The sequence below is a fragment of the Thiomonas arsenitoxydans genome (assembly GCF_000253115.1).
Taxonomy (GTDB): domain Bacteria; phylum Pseudomonadota; class Gammaproteobacteria; order Burkholderiales; family Burkholderiaceae_C; genus Thiomonas; species Thiomonas arsenitoxydans.
On sequence record NC_014145.1, the window covers coordinates 3,659,164 to 3,677,685 of the forward strand.

Genomic DNA, 18,522 nt, shown 5'->3' on the forward strand with positions numbered 1-18,522 from the left:
CCAAAGAAACAAATCACTGCTGCTGACACACCGTGTTGGTGTTCTGCAGGAAGTTGGTCACCGTGGCCTGGCGGCCTTTGAACCACACCTGGAAAGCGCTGTTGCGATAGCGGGCGCCGTCGGCGGAGACGGTCTGATCCAGGGTGAGATTGCCCAGTGCGGTTTGCAGGCTGACCGACACATCGCCGAAGGTGGCGATGAAAGAGCTGCCGTCCTGGCAGTTGAAGCGCACGGCGCCCGGCGGCAGGGCGGGTGCACTGGGCTGCGGCATCGAAACTTCAGGCGCGGGCGCGAACTGCGGCGCAGCGGGCGCGCTTGCGGCCGGGGTCACCCCGGCAGGCCCCAGGGGCTGCACGGTGATGGGCGCGGCAGGGGCCAGCGGCTGGGCTTCGCTCTGGGGCGCTTGCGGAGTGACGGGGGCGTAGGTCGACGGCGGCACCGTGACGCGCGGCGTTGGCGGATTGAGTTGCTGCACCGGAACGGGCTGGTTGAGGTTGACCGGCGTGGCGCATCCCGCCAGGGTCAGCGCACCGAGGGCCGCAAGTGTCGCAGCGCCGACAGCGCTCAAGCGCAGAACAAAAGTGTGTTTTTGCCGATTCATGCAGAGACTCCCGAAATCTGTTGCAGAAATTGAACCATACAAACACAAGCCGCTTGCCCGTGTGACGGCGCGCAACTGTAGAGACTTGTAAAAGCGACGAAACTCCCGCGTCGCGCTGCCCGCTTTTTATGATGCGCCCAGACGCCCTGTCGAGAAAGCGCCGGGACGCCCGCCATCAACCACCTGCCTGCGGCCTGAAGGAACCCGACTTGCCGACTTTTGCCCTTGCCGTCCTGCTGGGCTGTGCGCTGCAGACCGCGCAGGCCGCGCTTTGGCCGCAGCCGATTTACGGCGTGATGGCCACCGCAGGCATCGGACTGACTGCGGCGCTGCTGCTGTGGCAGGGCCGCTACGGCGGCTTGGCGAACAAAAAGCAAAAGCGGCAACGCATCGCCCTTGAACTTCTGCTTGCCAGCGGCGGCTTTGCGCTCGCTTTCGGGCTGACGGGCTGGCGCGCCACTGCGCTGCTGGCCGACCGCCTCGATCCGGCGCTCGAAAGCCAGATCATCCAGGTGCGCGGCGTGGTGACCGGGCTGCCGGTGCTCTACCCCGATGCCACGCGCTTCGTCCTCACGATCACCCCGCCCGCCCCAGCCGGAGTGCCGAGCAAGGTGTCGCTGAGCTGGTATGCGCGGCACAGCGGTACCGGCCCCGCTGAAGCTCCGCCGCGCGTGCATCCCGGCCAGGAATGGCAGTTTTCGGTGCGCCTCAAGCGCCCGCATGGCCTGGCCAATCCGGGCGGCAACGACACCGAGTTGACGCTGTTCCGCGAGGGAATCGGCGCCACCGGAACCGTGAGCCGCATGGGCGCGCCCCCGCGGCTTCTCGGCCTTCGCCGCGCGCCTGCCGACTGGATCGCGCAACTGCGCGACCACCTGCGCCAGCGCATGATGACCGCGCTGCAAGGGCAGAACGCGCCTCACCCCCTCCCAACCTCCCCCACGGCGTGGGGGAGGAGCGATCACTCCGTCCCCGCCGCCGACACCGTCATCGCGCTGGCTCTGGGCGATCAAAGCGCGATCTCCGCGCAAGACTGGGCGACTTACCGCATCACCGGCGTCGCGCATCTGATGAGCATTTCCGGACTGCACATCACCCTGCTGGCCTGGCTGGCCCTGGGTCTCGTGGGCGGTTTGTGGCGGCAGAGCGCCCGGCTGCGTCATCCCTGGACGCTGACCGTTCCCGCCCCCACCGTGGCCGCCTGGGGCGCGCTGCTGACCGCCACCGCCTACGCGTTCATCGCGGGCTGGGGCGTGCCGGCGCAGCGCACCCTGCTGATGCTCGCGGTGGTGCTGTTGCTGCGCCAGCGGGGGCTGCGCGCCGACTGGCGCGACGTGATAGCGCTGGCGCTGACCGCCGTGCTGCTATGGGATCCGTGGGCGGTGCGGCAGGCCGGGTTCTGGCTGTCTTTCGTGGCGGTGGGCATGCTGTTCGTTGCGGGCAACCGCAGGCACCCGGAAACCGCCGCGCTGGCCTGCGGCCCCGGCGAAGCCGCGCCCGCCGGTCGGCTGCAGCGCGGCGCTCAGGCGCTGCGCCGCGCCGCGCACTCGCAGTGGGTGGCCACCATCGCCCTGCTGCCGCTCACGCTGTTGTTCTTTCAGCAGATCGCGGTGCTCTCGCCGCTGGCCAATGCTCTGGCGATTCCCGTGGTCACCCTGGTGGTTGCGCCGCTGGCGGTCGGCGGCCTGCTGCTGCCCGCGCCGCTGGACGGCTGGGCGTGGCGGCTCGGGGCCTGGGTGCAGCAGGGTCTGGACGCGGTGCTGCACCAAATGGCCGACTGGCCGCTGGCGCAGTGGCACGCCGCCGCGCCCGACGGCCTCACGCTGGCGCTGGCCGCGCTCGGCGTGCTGGCGCTGGCGCTGCCGTGGAACTGGCGGCTGCGCGCGCCCGGTCTGTTGCTGCTCCTGCCACTGGCAAGCAACCCTGGCACGGCGCCCGAGACCGGGGCGATGGAGGTGTGGTTTGCCGATGTCGGACAGGGCATGGCGGTAGTGGTGCGCACCGCGCGACACACCCTGCTGTACGACACCGGGCCGCGACAGGCGCCGGGCGTGGACGCCGGTGGCCGCGTGCTGCTGCCGCTGCTGCACAGCCTGGGCGTGCGCCATCTCGACCGCGTGGTGGTGAGTCACGACGACAGCGATCACGCGGGCGGCGCAGCCACCCTCGCCCGCGCCCACCCCGAGGCCGATCTGCTCACTTCGGCCCCGCCGGACGCCGCCGCCCGCTACGGCCTGCAGCAGCGCCAGCCCTGCGCCGCCGGTCAGCACTGGGTCTGGGACGGCGTGGACTTCCGCATCGTCAGCCCCCGGCCCGGCGACGCACCGAACAGCGACAACGCCCGCTCCTGCGTGCTGCATGTGGCCGCGCGCGGTGCCTCGGTGCTGCTCACCGGCGACGTCGATCAGCCGCAGGAGCGCGCCCTGCAGCGCGCCGATCTGCTGCCCTATGCCGACGTGCTGCTGGCGCCGCATCACGGCAGCAAGACCTCGTCGAGCGAGGCCCTGCTCGACACGGTGATGCCGCGCGCCGCCGTGGTGCAGGCGGGCTACCGCAATCCGCACGGCCACCCCCACCCCGCCGTGCTAGCGCGCTACGCCGAGCGCGGCATCGCCGTCTGGCGCACCGACCAGCAGGGTGCGCTGCTGTGGCGCGACAGCGCGCCCGACACCTTCATCGCCTGGCGTGTTGCGAAACTGAATTACTGGAGCGCAAATGTGAAGCCTGCCGAGGTTTCTCGCTGAAGTTTCACACCACCCGACCTGTCTGGCCTGTATCTTGCTAAATCTGCTGCACAGCCCAATCGAGAGACGACGATGCGCTTCTACGACGAAATGACCCCCGCAGACGGCGGTGTGCGCCCCCACTACGCCCAATACGCTCACTGGCTGGCGCAGCAGCCGCCCGACACCATCAGCGCCAAGCGCGAGGAGGCCGAGCTGATCTTTCGCCGCGTGGGCATCACTTTCGCGGTGTATGGCGACGAGGCAGGCACCGAGCGGCTCATTCCGTTCGACCTGATTCCGCGCATCATTCCCGCGGCGGAATGGAAGCACCTCGAAGCCGGGCTGAAGCAGCGCGTCACCGCGCTCAACCGCTTCCTCCACGACGTCTATCACGACCAGGAAATCCTCAAGGCCGGCATCGTGCCGCAGGAGCAGGTGTTCGGCAACGCCCAGTTCCGCCCCGAGATGATGGGCATCGACCTGCCGCACCACGTCTATGCGCAGATCGCCGGCATCGACATCGTGCGCGCCGAAAACGCGCAGGGCGAGGGCGAATACTTCGTGCTCGAAGACAACCTGCGCGTGCCCTCCGGCGTGAGCTATATGCTCGAAAACCGCCGCATGATGATGCGGCTGTTCCCCGAACTGTTCGCCCGCCACAGCATCGCGCCTGTGGCGCATTACCCGGACATGCTGCTGGAGAAACTGCGCGCCGTCGCCCCGCCCAATGTGAGCGAGCCCACGGTGGTGGTGCTCACGCCGGGCATGTACAACTCGGCCTATTTTGAGCACGCCTTTGTCGCCCAGCAGATGGGGGTGGAACTGGTGGAAGGGCAAGACCTGTTCGTCAAGGACGACTTCGTCTATATGCGCACCACCCAGGGGCCGCAGCGGGTGGACGTGATCTACCGCCGCATTGACGACGACTTTCTCGACCCAGAGGTGTTCCGCGCCGAATCTGCTATCGGCTGCGCCGGGCTGATGCGAGCCTACCGCGCGGGCAACGTCAACCTGGCCAACGCCATCGGCACCGGGGTGGCCGACGACAAGTCCATCTACCCCTATGTGCCGCGCATGATCGAGTTCTACCTGGGCGAAACCCCGCTGCTGCACAACGTGCCCACCCGCATGTGCCGCGAGCCCGACAGCCTGGCCTATGCGCTGGAGCACCTGCCCGATCTGGTGGTCAAAGAGGTGCACGGCGCCGGGGGCTATGGCATGCTGGTCGGCCCGGCCTCCACCCAAGCCGAGATCGCCGCCTTCGCCGAAAAGATCAAGGCGCATCCCGAGCACTACATCGCCCAGCCCACGCTGGCGCTGTCCACCTGCCCCACCTACGTCGAGTCGGGCATTGCGCCGCGCCACCTCGATCTACGGCCCTTCGTGCTGTCGGGCAAGACGGTGTCCATCGTGCCCGGCGGACTCACCCGGGTGGCGCTGGGCGAAGGCTCGCTGGTCGTCAACTCCTCGCAGGGCGGCGGCACCAAAGACACCTGGGTGCTCGAAAAGTAGCCCGCCCCTCGCAAACTCTCAGCCCCGAGAAACGCATCATGCTCAGCCGAACTGCCGATCACCTGTTCTGGATGGCCCGTTACACCGAACGCGCCGAAAACACCGCCCGCATGCTCGACGTGCATGTGCAGTCGGCCCTGCTGCCGCAAGGCGCCGAGGCCATGCAACTGGGCTGGCGCGGCCTGCTGGGCATCTCCGAACTGACCGCCGCCTACACCGAACGCCACGGCGAGATCGACGCCGACAAGGTGCTCGACTTCATGGTGTGCGACACCAGCAACCCCTCCTCCATCCAGAGCTGCCTGCGCGCCGCGCGCGAAAACTCCCGCGCGGTGCGCGGCGCCATCACCACCGAGGTCTGGGAAACGGTCAACCAGACCTGGCTGGAATCGCAGCGCATGCTGGCCAAGGGCCTGTGCCGACAAGACCCGGCGCAGTACTTCGAGTGGGTGAAATACCGCTCGCACCTCTCGCGCGGCGTGACCTCGGGCACCATGCTGCAGGACGAGGCCTATCACTTCCTGCGCATCGGCACCTTTCTGGAGCGCGCCGACAACACCGCCCGGCTGATCGACGTGAAGTTCCACGCGCGGCAATCCGACTTTTACGGCTCAGCCAACGGCAACGGCCGGGTGCAGGAGCACGACTTCTATCACTGGTCGGGGGTGCTGCGCTCGGTCTCGGGTTTCGAGGTCTATCGCAAGGTGTACCGCGACGTCATCACCCCCGAGCGCGTGGCGGGGCTGCTCATCCTGCGGCCTGACATGCCGCGGTCACTCGCCGCCTGCATGATGGCGGTGAACAATCATTTGCAGGCCGTGGCCAACCCGCAATCGCGCGAAACCCTGCGCCGCGCCGGGCTGCTCAACGCGCAACTGCAGTTCGGTCGGCTCGACGACATCATGGCCACCGGGCTGCACGCCTATCTCACCCACTTCCTGGGGCGCATCAACGATCTGGGCGTCGGCATCAGCCAGGATTTTCTCGCCGCCTGAGGTTTCACCCCGCCGGTTCCTCACCGCCTCGACTGCTTCTCTTCAACTTTTCCAAGGTGCCCGGATGTCCATCCACGTCGCGCTCACGCACACCACCACCTACCGCTTCGACCGCCCGGTGGGCCTCTCGCCGCACGTGGTGCGCCTGCGTCCCGCGCCGCATTGCCGCACGCCCATCCTGTCGTACAGCCAGCGGGTGGAACCCGCCGGGCATTTCATCAACTGGCAGCAAGACCCGTTCTCCAACTACCTCGCCCGCCTGACCTTTCCCGGGAAAACCACGCTGCTGCAGATCACCATCGATCTGGTGGCCGAAATGTCGGTGCTCAACCCCTTCGACTTCTTTCTCGAACCCGAAGCCGAAAAATTCCCCTTCAGCTACGCCCCGGAACTAGAAGCCGAACTCGGCCCCTATCTGGCGGCTGCCCCGCTCACCCCGCGGGTCAAAGCCCTGATCGACAGCATCGACCTCACCCCGCGCCGCACGCAAGATTTCCTGGTCGATCTCAACCAGAAGTTGCAGCGCGACATCGGCTACACCGTCCGCCTCGAGCCCGGCGTGCAAACGCCCGAGCAGACGCTCGAACTCGCCTGCGGCTCCTGCCGCGATACCGGCTGGCTACTGGTGCAGGTGCTGCGCCACCTCGGTCTGGCGGCACGCTTCGTTTCCGGCTACCTCATTCAGCTCACCCCGGACGTGAAGGCGCTCGACGGCCCCACCGGAGCCGAGGCCGACTTCACCGATCTGCACGCCTGGTGCGAGGTGTATCTGCCCGGGGCCGGGTGGATCGGCCTCGACCCCACCTCCGGCCTGCTCGCAGGCGAAGGCCACATCCCCCTGGCCTGCACGCCGCAGCCCTCGGGCGCGGCCCCGGTTGAAGGCATGATCGACGAATGCGAGGTGGAGTTCAGCCATCACATGGCCGTGACCCGCATTTACGAATCGCCGCGCGTCACCAAGCCCTACACCGACGAACAGTGGCAGGCCGTGCTGACCCTGGGCGAAGTGGTCGATCAGCAACTCAAAAACGGCGACGTCCGCCTCACCCAAGGCGGCGAGCCCACCTTCGTCGCCACCACCGACCGCGACGCGCACGAATGGAACACCGACGCGCAAGGGCCGACCAAGCGCGGCTACGCCGGCGAACTCATCAGCAAACTCATCGCCCGCTACGGCCCCGGCGGATTTCTGCATTTCGGCCAGGGCAAGTGGTACCCCGGCGAGCAATTGCCGCGCTGGGCGCTGTCGGCCATCTGGCGGCGCGACGGCCAGCCCTGCTGGCACAACTCCGAGCTGTTCGCCGACGAACGTCTGGGCGGCAGCGCCACCGCGCTCGACGCGCACACCTTCATCCTCGCCCTGGTCGATACGCTGGGCGTCAATCCGGCGCATGTGCAGACCGGCTTTGAAGACACTTGGTACTACCTGTGGCGTGAGCGCCGCCTGCCGGTCAACGTCGATCCGTTCGATTCGCGGGTCGAAGACGAACTCGAGCGCGCCCGTCTGCGCAAAGTGTTCGATCAGGGGCTGAAAACCCCCACTGGCTACGCCCTGCCCATCCGCCGCGAACCGGGCTCACCCCAGCTCAGCGGGCCGCGCTGGGTCTCCGGCCCGTGGTTCTTCCGCGACGAACGCATGTATCTATTCCCCGGCGACTCGGCCATGGGCTGGCGCCTGCCGCTGGACTCGCTGCCCTGGGCCACCGAGGGCGAGCGCGCCTCCGACTGGCCGCACGACCCCTTCGCCCCGCGCAACGGCCTGCCCGACTCCGCTGCGCTGCGGCTGCAATATGGCCCGATGCACCGCATTGGGGGCGGCTACGCCGAAGGCGGCACCGTCGGAGTGCAAAACCAGGGCGCTGACGCACCACGCCGGGGCGGCAGCGGAGGATCAGCCCCCCTGTCCAGCGGTGATGGCCAGCGGTTGCGGCCCGGCGATGGCCGCCACCCCGACCGCTTCGAGTCAGCCAGCTGGATTTTGCGCACCGCGCTGTGCGTGGAGGCGCGCGGCGGCATTCTGTATGTGTTCATGCCGCCGCTGGTTTCGGCGGAAGACTATCTTGAACTGCTCGCCGCCATAGAGACTACGGCGCAGCGCCTGCGGGTCAAGCTGGTGCTCGAAGGCTACCCGCCGCCGCGCGACCCGCGGCTCGACCTGCTGCAGGTCACGCCCGACCCCGGCGTCATCGAAGTCAACATCCACCCGGCGCACAACTGGGCGGAAATCGTCGATCACACCGAATTCCTCTACCAGGCCGCGTTTGAAACCCGGCTGGGTGCGGAGAAGTTCATGCTCGACGGTCGCCATACCGGCACTGGCGGCGGCAACCATGTGGTGCTCGGCGGCGCCACCCCGGCCGACAGCCCCTTCCTGCGACGCCCCGATCTGCTGGCCAGCCTGATCGCCTACTGGCACAACCATCCCAGCTTGAGCTATTTGTTCTCGGGCCTGTTCATCGGCCCCACCAGCCAGGCTCCGCGGGTGGACGAAGCGCGCGACGATCAGGTCTACGAACTCGAAATCGCCCTGGCCGAGCTGCGCGCCAGCCGCGCGCGCTACGGCGTCGACGCCCCAGCTTGGTTTGTCGATCGCACCCTGCGCAACCTCCTGATCGACGTCACCGGCAATACCCACCGCAGCGAGTTCTGCATTGACAAGCTCTACAGCCCGGACGGCGCCACCGGCCGCCTCGGCCTGCTCGAACTGCGCGCTTTCGAGATGCCGCCGCACGCCCGCATGAGCGTGGTGCAGCAACTGCTGCTGCGCGCGCTCATCGCCCGCTTCTGGCACGCGCCCTACACCGCCGCACTGCAGCGCTGGGGCACCGCGCTGCACGACCGCTTCCTGCTGCCCACCTTCATTGCGATGGACTTCGATGACGTGCTCACCGAACTGCGCGAGGCCGGGTTCGACTTCGACCCGCAGTGGTTCGCACCGCATCACACCTTCCGCTTCCCGCTGCTGGGCGATTACGCGGTGCGCGGCATGAAGCTGGAACTGCGCATGGCGCTCGAACCTTGGCACGTCATGGGCGAAGAAGGCGCGGCGGGCACCACGGTGCGCTATGTCGATTCCTCGCTGGAACGAGTAGAAGTGAAGATCAGCGGCCTGACCGACAGCCGCCATGTGCTCACGGTCAACGGCCAGCCCGTGCCGCTGCAACCCACCGGGCGCAGCGGCGAGTTTGTCTGTGGCGTGCGCTACCGCGCGTGGCATCCGCCCTCGGCGCTACACCCCGGCATCGGCGTGCACGCGCCGCTGACCTTCGATCTGGTCGATACCTGGATGGAGCGCTCGCTTGGCGGCTGCCAGTACCACGTCGAGCACCCGGGCGGCAGCAATCCCACTGTCTTCCCAGTCAACTCCTACGAGGCCGAGAGCCGCCGTCTGTCGCGCTTTTTCCGCATGGGCCACACGCCGGGCCGCATGCGGGTGGCGCCGGTGCATCCCAGCCTGGAATTCCCCTTCACCCTGGATTTGCGAACGGGCGCGTGAAATTTGACCGAAATCGGGGGATGCCCGCCGCTGTCTCGGCGTCCCCCGCATGCCACAATGTCATATGGTCAGCCTGTTCCAATCTCAATCACAATCGCAAGGCTCGTTCGATCCGGGTGAAGACTGTGCCGCGCTCGCCCGCGACTTGGCTTCCCCCGTCATCCCCGGACACTGGGACGAATTGCGCGGCGGCGTCTCCGATGGCGGGGCGGGTGCGCCGCTGGCCCCGCTCTGGGATCACTTTTTTCGCCTGCTCGGCTCTGGCGGCTTCGACAGCCTGAGCGCCCGGCAGCAGCAGTTGCTGCAGCAGATTCACGACGACGGCGTGACCTACAACGTCCACGCCGACGCCGCGCAAGCCGTGCGCGCCTGGTCGGTCGATCTGTTCCCGCTGCTGGTCGACTCAGCCTCGTGGAAGCAGATTTCCACAGGTATCGCACAACGCGCCGCACTGCTCAACACCATCCTTGCCGACCTCTACACTGGCCCGCAGCGCACCCTCAAGGAAGGGCTGCTGCCACCGGCGCTGGTGCAGGGGCATCCCGGCTATTTGCGTGCCCTGCACGGCCACGCACCGCCGGGCAATATCTGGCTGCACATCGCCGCCTTCGATCTGGCGCGCGGGCCCGACGGCGTGTGGCGCGTGGTCAACCAGCGGGTGCAGGCGCCGTCGGGCCTGGGCTATCTGCTGGAAAACCGCATCCTCATCTCCCGCCTGTTCCCGGACGCGTTCAGCCACCTGAAAGTGCAGCGCCTGGCCGCCAGCTACCGGCTGCTGATGGATACGCTGCTGCGGCTCTCGCCCGGTGGCGTGGGCAGCCGCGTGGTATTGCTCACACCCGGCCCGTATAGCGAAACCTATTTCGAGCAGGTCTATCTGGCGCGTTACCTGGGCATCACCCTGGCCGAAGGCAGCGACCTCACGGTGCGCGAAGACCGGCTCTACCTCAAAACCCTGCGCGGCCTGGAGCCGGTGCACGTGGTGCTGCGCCGTCTCGATGACAGCTTCTGCGACCCGCTCGAACTGCGTCCCGATTCCATGTTGGGCGTGGCTGGGCTGCTGCAGGCGGTGCGTGCGGGCAACGTGCTCGTGGCCAATGCGCTCGGCGCCGGTTTTCTGGAGTCGCCTGCGGTGCAGGGATTTCTGCCCAAGCTGTGCGAAACCCTGCTGGGCGAGCCGCTCAAGCTGCCCTCGCTGCCCACCTGGTGGTGCGGCGAGCCCGGTGTATGCGACGCGCCGATGGACGATCTGCGCGCCTGGGTGATCAAACCGGTGCACGCGGAATGCGGCTTCGAGCCCACGGTGATGGCCAGCCTCGATTACGGCCAACTGCCCGCGTGGCGCGAACGGGTGCAGTCCAGCCCGGCGCTGGTCACCCTGCAGCAATATCAACCCCTGCCGCATGTGCCGGTATGGAGCAATGAGCGGCTGGCCGCCCGCGCGGCCATGCTGCGGGTGTATGCCCTGTCAGACGGCCGTGGCGGCTGGCGCGTGCTGCCCGGCGGGCTGGTGCGCACCGCGCCGCGCGGGGGCAACACCGTGTCGATGCAGCGCGGCGGCAGCAGCCAGGACGCCTGGATCATCACCGGCGACGCGGTGGACAGCTCCACCCTGCTGCCCGAGCCGATGCGCCCGCAAGATCTGATCAACCATCACCGCGTGGTCACCAGCCGGGCGGCCGAAAACCTCTACTGGCTCGGTCGCTACTGCGAGCGCGCCGAATTCAGCGCCCGGCTGGCGCGCATCACCCTGCGCGCGCTGTCAGGCGACGACGATCTGGGCCCGGCCGTCTGCGACATGCTCGACCAATGGTGTCGCAGCACCGGTCTGGTCGAAAAGGAAGCACCCGATCTTCGCGACAACCCGCAGGGCTTCGAGCACTGCGTGGTGCGCGGGCTCGTGCCGGGGCAGCACGCCGGCGGCATCGTGCAGAACCTGCAGGCGCTGGGCCACGCGGCCACTCAAGTGCGCGAACGCTTGGGCGGCGACCACCGGCAATGGATCGCCTCGGCCACCGCGCTGGAGCTTTTGCCCACGGCCTCGCGGCGGGAAGAATTGCAGTCGGCCCAGGCCTTGCGCGGGCTGGAGCAGCTCACCGAAGTCCTCAGCGCCATCACCGGCGCGCAAACCGACCGCATGACCCGCGACGACGGCTGGCGTCTGCTGAGCATCGGCCGCCACATCGAACGCCTCTTGCTGCTGGGGCAAGCGCTGGCCGTGGCCTTCCGCAGCGGCGCGGTGCACAGCGACAGCGGCTTCAACCTGCTGCTGGCGCTGTTCGACAGCACCATCACCTACCGCGCGCTATACCAGAAGCGGCTGGAAGTTCCGCCCCTGCTCGACCTGCTCATGCTCGACCGCGAAAACCCCCGCGCCCTGGGCTGGGTGGCGCAGACCCTGCGCGCCCGCATGGCCAGACTGCCCGGCGAGGCCGCCGACAAAGAAGCCCTGATCGCCCTCGCGCCCGACCCCGATGACTGGCACCTGCCCGAACTCTGCACCCACACGCAAGAATTGCATTACACATGGCTGGATCTCGCCCTGACGCAGAGCATTGATCTCGCCTGGCGCCTGTCGGACGAGATCAGCCGCCGCTATTTCGCCCACGCCAGCCTGCCTGACCGCACGCTTGGCGGGTATTGAAAGCCGCACGCATGACTCAAGACGCCTCTACCGCGCAGGCTGACGCCGTGCTCTACCACGTGGTGCACGAAACCGCCTACGCCTACGCCACACCGGTCGAACTGGCCCACCATCTGGCGCATCTCTGTCCGCTCGATCACGCCGCGCAAGACCGCATCGACTACGTCTGCGACATTCACCCCGAGCCCGAACATCGTCACAGCGATGTCGATGTGTTTGGCAACCAGCGTGAGTTCTTCGCCTACTACAGCCCGCACGACACGCTGACCGTGCGTGCCGTCAGCCTGGTGCAAGTGCGCGCGCCCGAGGCGCCCGACTGGGACGCCAGTCCGCCGTGGGAGCAGGTGCGCGAACAACTGCTCTACCGCGTCGGCAAGCCCTACGTCGCCGAGGCCGAGTTCACTTTCGGCACGCATTTCGCCCCCCTATTTGCCGCTGCCGCCGCCTACGCCGCCCCCAGCTTTGCGCCCGAGCAACCGTTGCTCGGCGGCGCGCTCGGCCTGATGCAGCGCATTCACGCCGACTTCACCTACAACCCCGAGAGCACCGAAGTGCAGACCCGCGCCCCGCAGGCGCTCGAACTGCGCGCCGGCGTCTGCCAAGACTATGCGCACGTCATGATTTCCGCCCTGCGCAGCCTCGGGCTGGCCGCGCGCTACGTCAGCGGCTACCTGCGCTCGCATCCCAAGCCCGGCGAAGAACAACTCGTCGGCGCCGATGCCTCGCACGCCTGGGTGGCCGTGTGGTGCCCGGTCAACGGCTGGGTGGAGTTCGACCCCACCAACAACCGCCAGCCCGCCGCCGACTATGTCCGCATCGCCCTGGGCCGCGACTTCGCCGACGTCTCTCCCCTGCGTGGCGTCATCCGCGGCGGCGGCGATCACACCCTCGAGGTCGGGGTACGCGTCAGCCCGGTGGACGCATGACAGCCGCCACGAACCTCATCACATGACCGCGCCGCTGCTTTTTCTGGCAGGCACGGCGTTATTTGTCTGGGTTTCCTCGCGCTCGTGTTGCTGAATTTTCCGATGTGGTCGACCGATCCTTTTGCGCTGCGCCAGGTGCGCTCTTGGACGCGTCTGCTCATATCCCTGATCCTGGCAATTCGTGCGGTGCACTTCGGTTATTGCCCCGGTTATTGCCCCAATTGCCGCTCCAGGTCGCCGCGCGTGTAGGGTTGTGCATGGCCGCTCAGATGGCATGCCACGTCCTCGAGCAATGGCGTGGAAGGAAAGATCTGGCCGTAGGTCAGCACCAAGGGCAGGATGAGCGCCAGCGGCAACAGTAGACCGGGACGGGACAGGCCGCGCCTCGACGCATTCCAACTGAGGGCTAGGAAAACCCCAGCGAGAACGCCGCCCCAAAGGGCGCCAAGCAGTGCTTCGGGCTGCGTGTGGACATCGATAGCCAGCCGCGACACCATAATCGCCGCCGACAGCACGGCGCCTGCCAAAGGCAGCGCCAGCCGCCAGAACCGACGGCGACCCACGGCCAGAAGCATGCCGATCGTGGGCCAAACCAACATCGACAGGGCGCTGTGCCCGCTCAGACCGGTGAAATTCCAGCCCTCCGGATGCAGACCCCAGCCCATATAGAGAATTTTGCTCAGGGCCACCACCGCCCCGTCAAGGCCGAACAGCCCCGCCCATAAGGCTGCAATGCGCAAGGACTGCAGGCCCAGCCAGAGAAAAATCACCAGCGCAAGCGGCAACAGCACAGCGCTGTCGCCCAAATCCGTCACATGCACCCAAAACGACACAATCCCCATGCACGGGCCTCAAGCACAACGCATGCCGTGGAGCCGCCCCCGGCCCGCCGCAACGATGCGCCACGGCAGGGCCGCTCAGTTTGGCTTGCCGTAGTTATTCGGCATGAACTGCATCTTGTCCCAAGGGAAGTTCTGCAAGACCTGCCAGTTGGCCATCCCTCCAAACAGTGCGGGGTAGGAATCGGCCTGGCCCGCGAGGGTGTAGGTCATGGGGTTGACCGCCCGCAGGGACACCGAGCCAGCCTGGTCCCACACCACAAAACCGTACTTCTGTGCGGCTTTGGCGATGATCTTGCCCACCGGGGTGAGGTTGAGCGCATCGACGTTCACACTCGGGTCAAGCCGCATGCGCGTGCCTTCGGGAATGGCATGGGTCTGATTGTCCAGGTTGTAGCCATCGGTCCGGTTTGCAGGCCAGGAAAAAGTCGGCCACTTTGCCGGGCTGGCAAGGGAGATGCCCATGACGTGATTGATAACGCCGTCCTTGAGTTCCTGCGCTGAAATCTCTCCACCGATGAACGGCAGGCCGGTTGCCGTGGTGCCATAAGGGTTGGGATAGATGCCGTCACTCTGGTCGGTATGCTGGATGCGCCCGCCCCAGCAGGCCGTCCATTGGCCGTTGTTCTGACGCATGACCCAGAAATCCCACAGTGTCTTGGTGCTGATGTCGTAAATGGACATCTCACTGTCAGTGCCGTTCGCCTCGGTCGCGCCCGCAGGGATAGGCACGTTTTGCCACTGCGCGATCAGCTTGGGATCGGTCCAGCCCTTGTTCTGGCAGTCGTTGAAGCCGACGTTAACCGTCTGCGCCACCGGATAAATGGGCATGCCGTCCTGCCAGGTCACGGTCTTGGCGCCGCCGACCGTCTGCACAAAGTAAATCGGTGCGGCATAACTGGTGGTGTTGAGCGCTGTCGTCCCGTTGTAACGGTTGACGATCTGGGCGACCAGATTTTTGGCGTAAACCGCTGACAAAGAATTCAACGTCGCATTGGCTGGGATGGGCTGATACCAGAAGCTCTGCGAGGAAAAGACACGGGTCACCGACGGGGTCGAGGTCGGTGTCACTACCGGAGCAGCAACTGGCGTTTGAGCAACCGTCGTCTCGGTCGGCGCAGGAGCCGCCGTGGCCACCGCAATACTCGTGTTGCCATCCGATGCAGTTGCGCTTTGGGTGCTACCGCCCCCTCCTCCACAACCTGCCAGGGCGAAGCCCAGAAACAAAGCAACAGGCCAACGAATGATCTTGTACATGACAAACCCCTTCAACCAAAGCGCGCTGATTTGTCTCAGGCTGTACGGGAAAAGAGGGAACAGCCTCCATTCCTGCAGCAGAGCGGCAAAAGACAGCGAAAGAGGGTCGCATATTACAAGCGCAATCGGGCCTCTCGCGGTAAGTCAATGATGGTTTTCGTTTCGGAAAATTCTTACTTTTTCTCAAAGCGCCAAATCTATTGCGATGTAATGCACCACAATGATGCAAAAGCACCAATTTCAATTCTGACAGTCTCGCACTCAAGTCCAATTCAGTGCGCCAGCGGCTCGTGAGTCAAAGCGCCCCGGCTCTGCAGTCGTCGCCACAAGACGCGTGCGACGAACTGCGGGTTGCCCAACACATAGCGCGCAAATAAGCGGCGCGGCTCAACCAACAGCCGAAATAGCCATTCGAGGCCGAATCTGCGCATCAGCCTCGGCGCTCTGGGAATCGTGCCCGAGTAAAAGTCAAACAAGGCACCGACCCCGATGCAGACCGTGGCGCCCAAATCGTCCCGATGGGCGTGAATGAACTGTTCCTGCCGGGGCACCCCCATTGCGACAAAGACCAGGCGCGCCTGCGAGTGTCGAACGGCCTGAAGTACGTCCGACGTCTCCGCAGCCGAAAAATAGCCGTCCTGAATGTAAGTCACCTTCAAGCCGGGATGCGCGTCCATCATGTTGCGCGCACAGGCCTGTGCGATGCCCGGCTTGCCCCCAATGAAAGCGAGCTCCAGCCCGGCTCGCGCTGCCCCGGCGCAGAGCAGCGGAAACAGATCGGTTCCGTTCACGTTGCCGCGTAGCGCAACACCCGCAACCCGAGCAGCCAGTCGCATGCCGATACCGTCCGCATAAAGCAGATCGGCGTCATGAAGGATGTGCTCGTAGTCTGCCTCCGAGGCGGCGATGTTGACGCAGTGCGCGTTGACGAAATACACCCGGCGTCCCTGCCTGCTTGACGCGGATTGCAACAGCGTTTCGGCCGCCAGCTCCAGAGTGGTGTTCTGGATGGACAGACCAAAGAGTGACATCGCTCCGGGTGCTGCCGACGTCTGCGTGCGCGGAACGTCAGAGGACATCACTCGCCCTCCCGAGCCGAGCGCACCCAGTTTCGTTCGCGTCGCAGAAGGAAGCTGAGGTAGATCGGCACCTTCCAGAGGATATAAATCGGCACGCCGGCCAGTTCCCTGAAAGTCAGCAGATCGCGACCATGCCGAAGCCATGCGGTGAAAATCGCCAGCCACAGCCCCGCACAAAGCGCCCAAGCCATCACTGCAGGCGCTGTCCAATGCAAAAGCCACCCGGCAAGGCTGGATAGCGCAGCAACCGTAAGCGTCAACAGTGTCAACAGCGCCAAAGGTGGAATGCACAAGTCGGCGGCCAAGGCGAACAGTCCGAGGTTGGCCGAACGCAATCCTCGCCAGAGCAGTTTCGGCGCCACGCTGACCATGCCGAGATGCCCATGCTCCCATCGCCTCCTCTGTGTCGTCACACCAGCAGCACTCTCGGGAAACGCGCTGACCACCTCGGCTTGTGGCACGAATACGGGCGACGCCCGCATTTGCGCGAGGTCCAGCCCCAACTTGAGATCCTCGACGAGGTGGCCGCTGGCCAGATCAACGCGATGGATCAGCGCCCAAGGAAAGGCCATACCACTTCCCATCAACTGACAAGGCAGGCCCATGCGGCGATAGCCCAATGGGCGCACTAGGTTTTTGACCCGCCAGGCGAGCCCCGCAATCTTGATTTTCAGACCAGCGCCCGGCGGAAGCGCCATGCGGTAGTGCGCCTGCGCCGGGGCGCCCGCCTGCAACGCGGCGGAAGATAAGCAGATCATCGCACCGCGCCCGACCCTGCAATCTGCATCGACGATGACGACCACGTCCGGCGGGTTCGCGGCAAGGTGCTTCAGACCGAAATCCAGGGCGTAGCCCTTGCCACGCCGCAGCGCATCCTGCCGCTCAACCACTTCGGCCCCGGCCGCACGGGCAAGCGCCGCCGTGTTGTCGCTGCAGTTGTCCGCCACCACCAGTACGCGATCCCCCGCACGCAACTCCTGCAGAACGCCCCGCACTGTCGAGTCGATGTTTCTGGCCTCGTCATGCGCCGGGACCAACACGGCGATCTGCGCGTCCGCCTCCAAAGAAGGAGGTGGCGAGAGCCTTCCTCCTTTGAAACCAGCACTCAATATTTGCAGCAACAACAGCCCGATGGGCAAGGCCAGTGCCAGAATCACCAGCAGCAACAGGGCATACATCAGCGTCATCATGGCAAACTTCCCTGTTGCACCGGAAATCTTTGGAATAGCCGCCCAAGCCGCAGCGCCTCGACGTCGGCGTCATGCTTAGACATCACGACTTCGCGTGCATAGGCCCCCATGGCGTCGAGTCGCTCCGCGCTGGTGTGAAGACAGCGTTGCATGGCGCGCGCCAGCGCGGCTGCATCCCCCGCAGGGCACAGCCAGCCGCTTTTTTCGTCCTCGACCAGCTCTGACATGGCGGCGACCTGCGTGGCGATGACCGGGCGACTCAGCGCCATGGCCTCCATGACAACCACCGGCAACCCTTCGGCAAAGCTCGACAGCACCAGCGCCCTGGCCTGCAACAAATGCTGACGAACTTCTGGGCTTCCAATCCAGCCGGTGATGACGACTCTTTCACGCAGGCCCATGCGGTTGATCGCAGCTTCGATTTCAGGGCGCAACTCGCCATCACCGGCCAGCGTCAGCGAGAAGTCCTCTCCTTCCGCCACCAGCAAGGCCGCCGCCTCCAGAAGCAGGAGGTGCCCTTTCTGCTCACTCAACCTGCCTACACAGACCAGTTGCCGACCGGTGTTGCATCGATTCGCCTGGCCGCCGTGAAAGCTCGTTTCGATGCCGCAGCGCACGACGTGAACCTTGTCCCAATGACGCGAACCGACCCAGCGAAACAACTGGCTGCGACAGAACGAACTGATCGCCACGACAAAATCACTGTGCTCAATCTTCTCTTTCAGATGAATCCCCAGCGGCTTGTCGAACTCCTCCGGCCCGTGCACCGTGAAACTGTAGGCCGGGCCGCCCAGCAGCCGCGCCAGAAAAACCACCTCAGCGGAGTTGGTTCCGAAATGCGCATGAATATGCGTCGCTCCGGCCGCCTTCACCCAAAGCACGAGCTGGCAGGCTTCGACGAGATAGATCAAATGGTAGGGAAGGCCCCGCTCATTCAGCCTGGACATGCGCCCTGCCCATGCCAGGGCGCGAAGCATGCCCACGGGGTGCCGCAGCAAACTCTTGAACAAGGGCCCCGTCAGTCCACGCAATCCTCGCTGCAGTATGTACTGGGTCTGGCTTCGCTCCACGCGATCCGCAGCATCCACCAGTTCGGCATCCCAGCCGCGCAAGGCGATGCGCTGCACCGAAATTCCTTGCCGTTCCAGCGCCTGAATCTCGCGCCGGATGAAGGTGTGGCTGACCTTGGGGTACTGGTTGATGAAATAGGCCACCTTCATTCCCGGCCTCATCGTGACGGCTCGCATTTCAGCTTGC

At 65.9% G+C, this 18,522-nt stretch carries 12 protein-coding genes; 6 read left to right on the forward strand and 6 right to left on the reverse strand.

Translation table 11 applies throughout. The annotated features are described in order from the left end of the window. Positions 1-13: 13 nt before the first annotated feature. On the reverse strand, positions 14-601 hold the full coding sequence (locus tag THI_RS17295) for an MliC family protein (protein WP_013107538.1): 588 nt from the start codon (positions 599-601) through the stop codon (positions 14-16). Between the two features lie 209 nt (positions 602-810). On the opposite strand from THI_RS17295, the gene THI_RS17300 reads away from it, so the two are divergent. The 6 genes from THI_RS17300 to THI_RS17325 all read left to right on the forward strand — a co-directional run bounded on the left by THI_RS17300 (position 811) and on the right by THI_RS17325 (position 12,900). Next, entirely contained in the window at positions 811-3,345 is a 2,535-nt protein-coding gene (locus tag THI_RS17300) for a DNA internalization-related competence protein ComEC/Rec2 (protein ID WP_231836264.1), read from the forward strand. Between the two features lie 72 nt (positions 3,346-3,417). Continuing rightward, positions 3,418-4,839, forward strand: a complete 1,422-nt coding sequence (locus tag THI_RS17305; RefSeq protein WP_013107540.1) for a circularly permuted type 2 ATP-grasp protein — start codon at positions 3,418-3,420, stop codon at positions 4,837-4,839. Positions 4,840-4,877: 38 nt separating this feature from the next. Further along, positions 4,878-5,834, forward strand: a complete 957-nt coding sequence (locus THI_RS17310) for an alpha-E domain-containing protein (RefSeq protein WP_013107541.1) — start codon at positions 4,878-4,880, stop codon at positions 5,832-5,834. A 64-nt stretch (positions 5,835-5,898) separates the two neighbouring features. After that, entirely contained in the window at positions 5,899-9,330 is a 3,432-nt protein-coding gene (locus THI_RS17315; protein ID WP_013107542.1) for a transglutaminase family protein, read from the forward strand. A 64-nt stretch (positions 9,331-9,394) separates the two neighbouring features. Then, positions 9,395-11,974 carry a circularly permuted type 2 ATP-grasp protein gene (locus THI_RS17320; RefSeq protein ID WP_013107543.1) on the forward strand — a complete coding sequence of 860 codons (2,580 nt, stop codon included), beginning with the start codon at positions 9,395-9,397 and terminating at the stop codon, positions 11,972-11,974. Positions 11,975-11,985: 11 nt separating this feature from the next. Beyond that, positions 11,986-12,900: a transglutaminase family protein gene (locus THI_RS17325; protein WP_041609061.1), complete on the forward strand. Its 915-nt coding sequence runs from the start codon at positions 11,986-11,988 to the stop codon at positions 12,898-12,900. A gap of 209 nt (positions 12,901-13,109) precedes the next feature. Here THI_RS17325 and THI_RS17330 read toward each other — a convergent pair whose 3' ends face one another. The 5 genes from THI_RS17330 to THI_RS17350 form a co-directional block, all read right to left on the reverse strand. Next, positions 13,110-13,742, reverse strand: coding sequence for a phosphatase PAP2 family protein (locus tag THI_RS17330; protein ID WP_013107545.1), 633 nt, complete (start codon positions 13,740-13,742; stop codon positions 13,110-13,112). Positions 13,743-13,817: 75 nt separating this feature from the next. Then, positions 13,818-14,726: a DUF4124 domain-containing protein gene (locus THI_RS17335; protein ID WP_141130488.1), complete on the reverse strand. Its 909-nt coding sequence runs from the start codon at positions 14,724-14,726 to the stop codon at positions 13,818-13,820. 542 nt (positions 14,727-15,268) lie between these two features. Beyond that, positions 15,269-16,075 carry a WecB/TagA/CpsF family glycosyltransferase gene (locus THI_RS17340; protein ID WP_013107547.1) on the reverse strand — a complete coding sequence of 269 codons (807 nt, stop codon included), beginning with the start codon at positions 16,073-16,075 and terminating at the stop codon, positions 15,269-15,271. Then, positions 16,075-17,265, reverse strand: coding sequence for a glycosyltransferase family 2 protein (locus THI_RS17345; RefSeq protein ID WP_013107548.1), 1,191 nt, complete (start codon positions 17,263-17,265; stop codon positions 16,075-16,077). The genes THI_RS17340 and THI_RS17345 overlap by 1 nt, the downstream gene beginning before the upstream one ends. Continuing rightward, on the reverse strand, positions 17,262-18,485 hold the full coding sequence (locus THI_RS17350; protein ID WP_013107549.1) for a glycosyltransferase family 4 protein: 1,224 nt from the start codon (positions 18,483-18,485) through the stop codon (positions 17,262-17,264). Before THI_RS17350 ends, THI_RS17345 begins: the two co-directional genes overlap by 4 nt. Between the last annotated feature and the right edge of the window lie 37 nt (positions 18,486-18,522).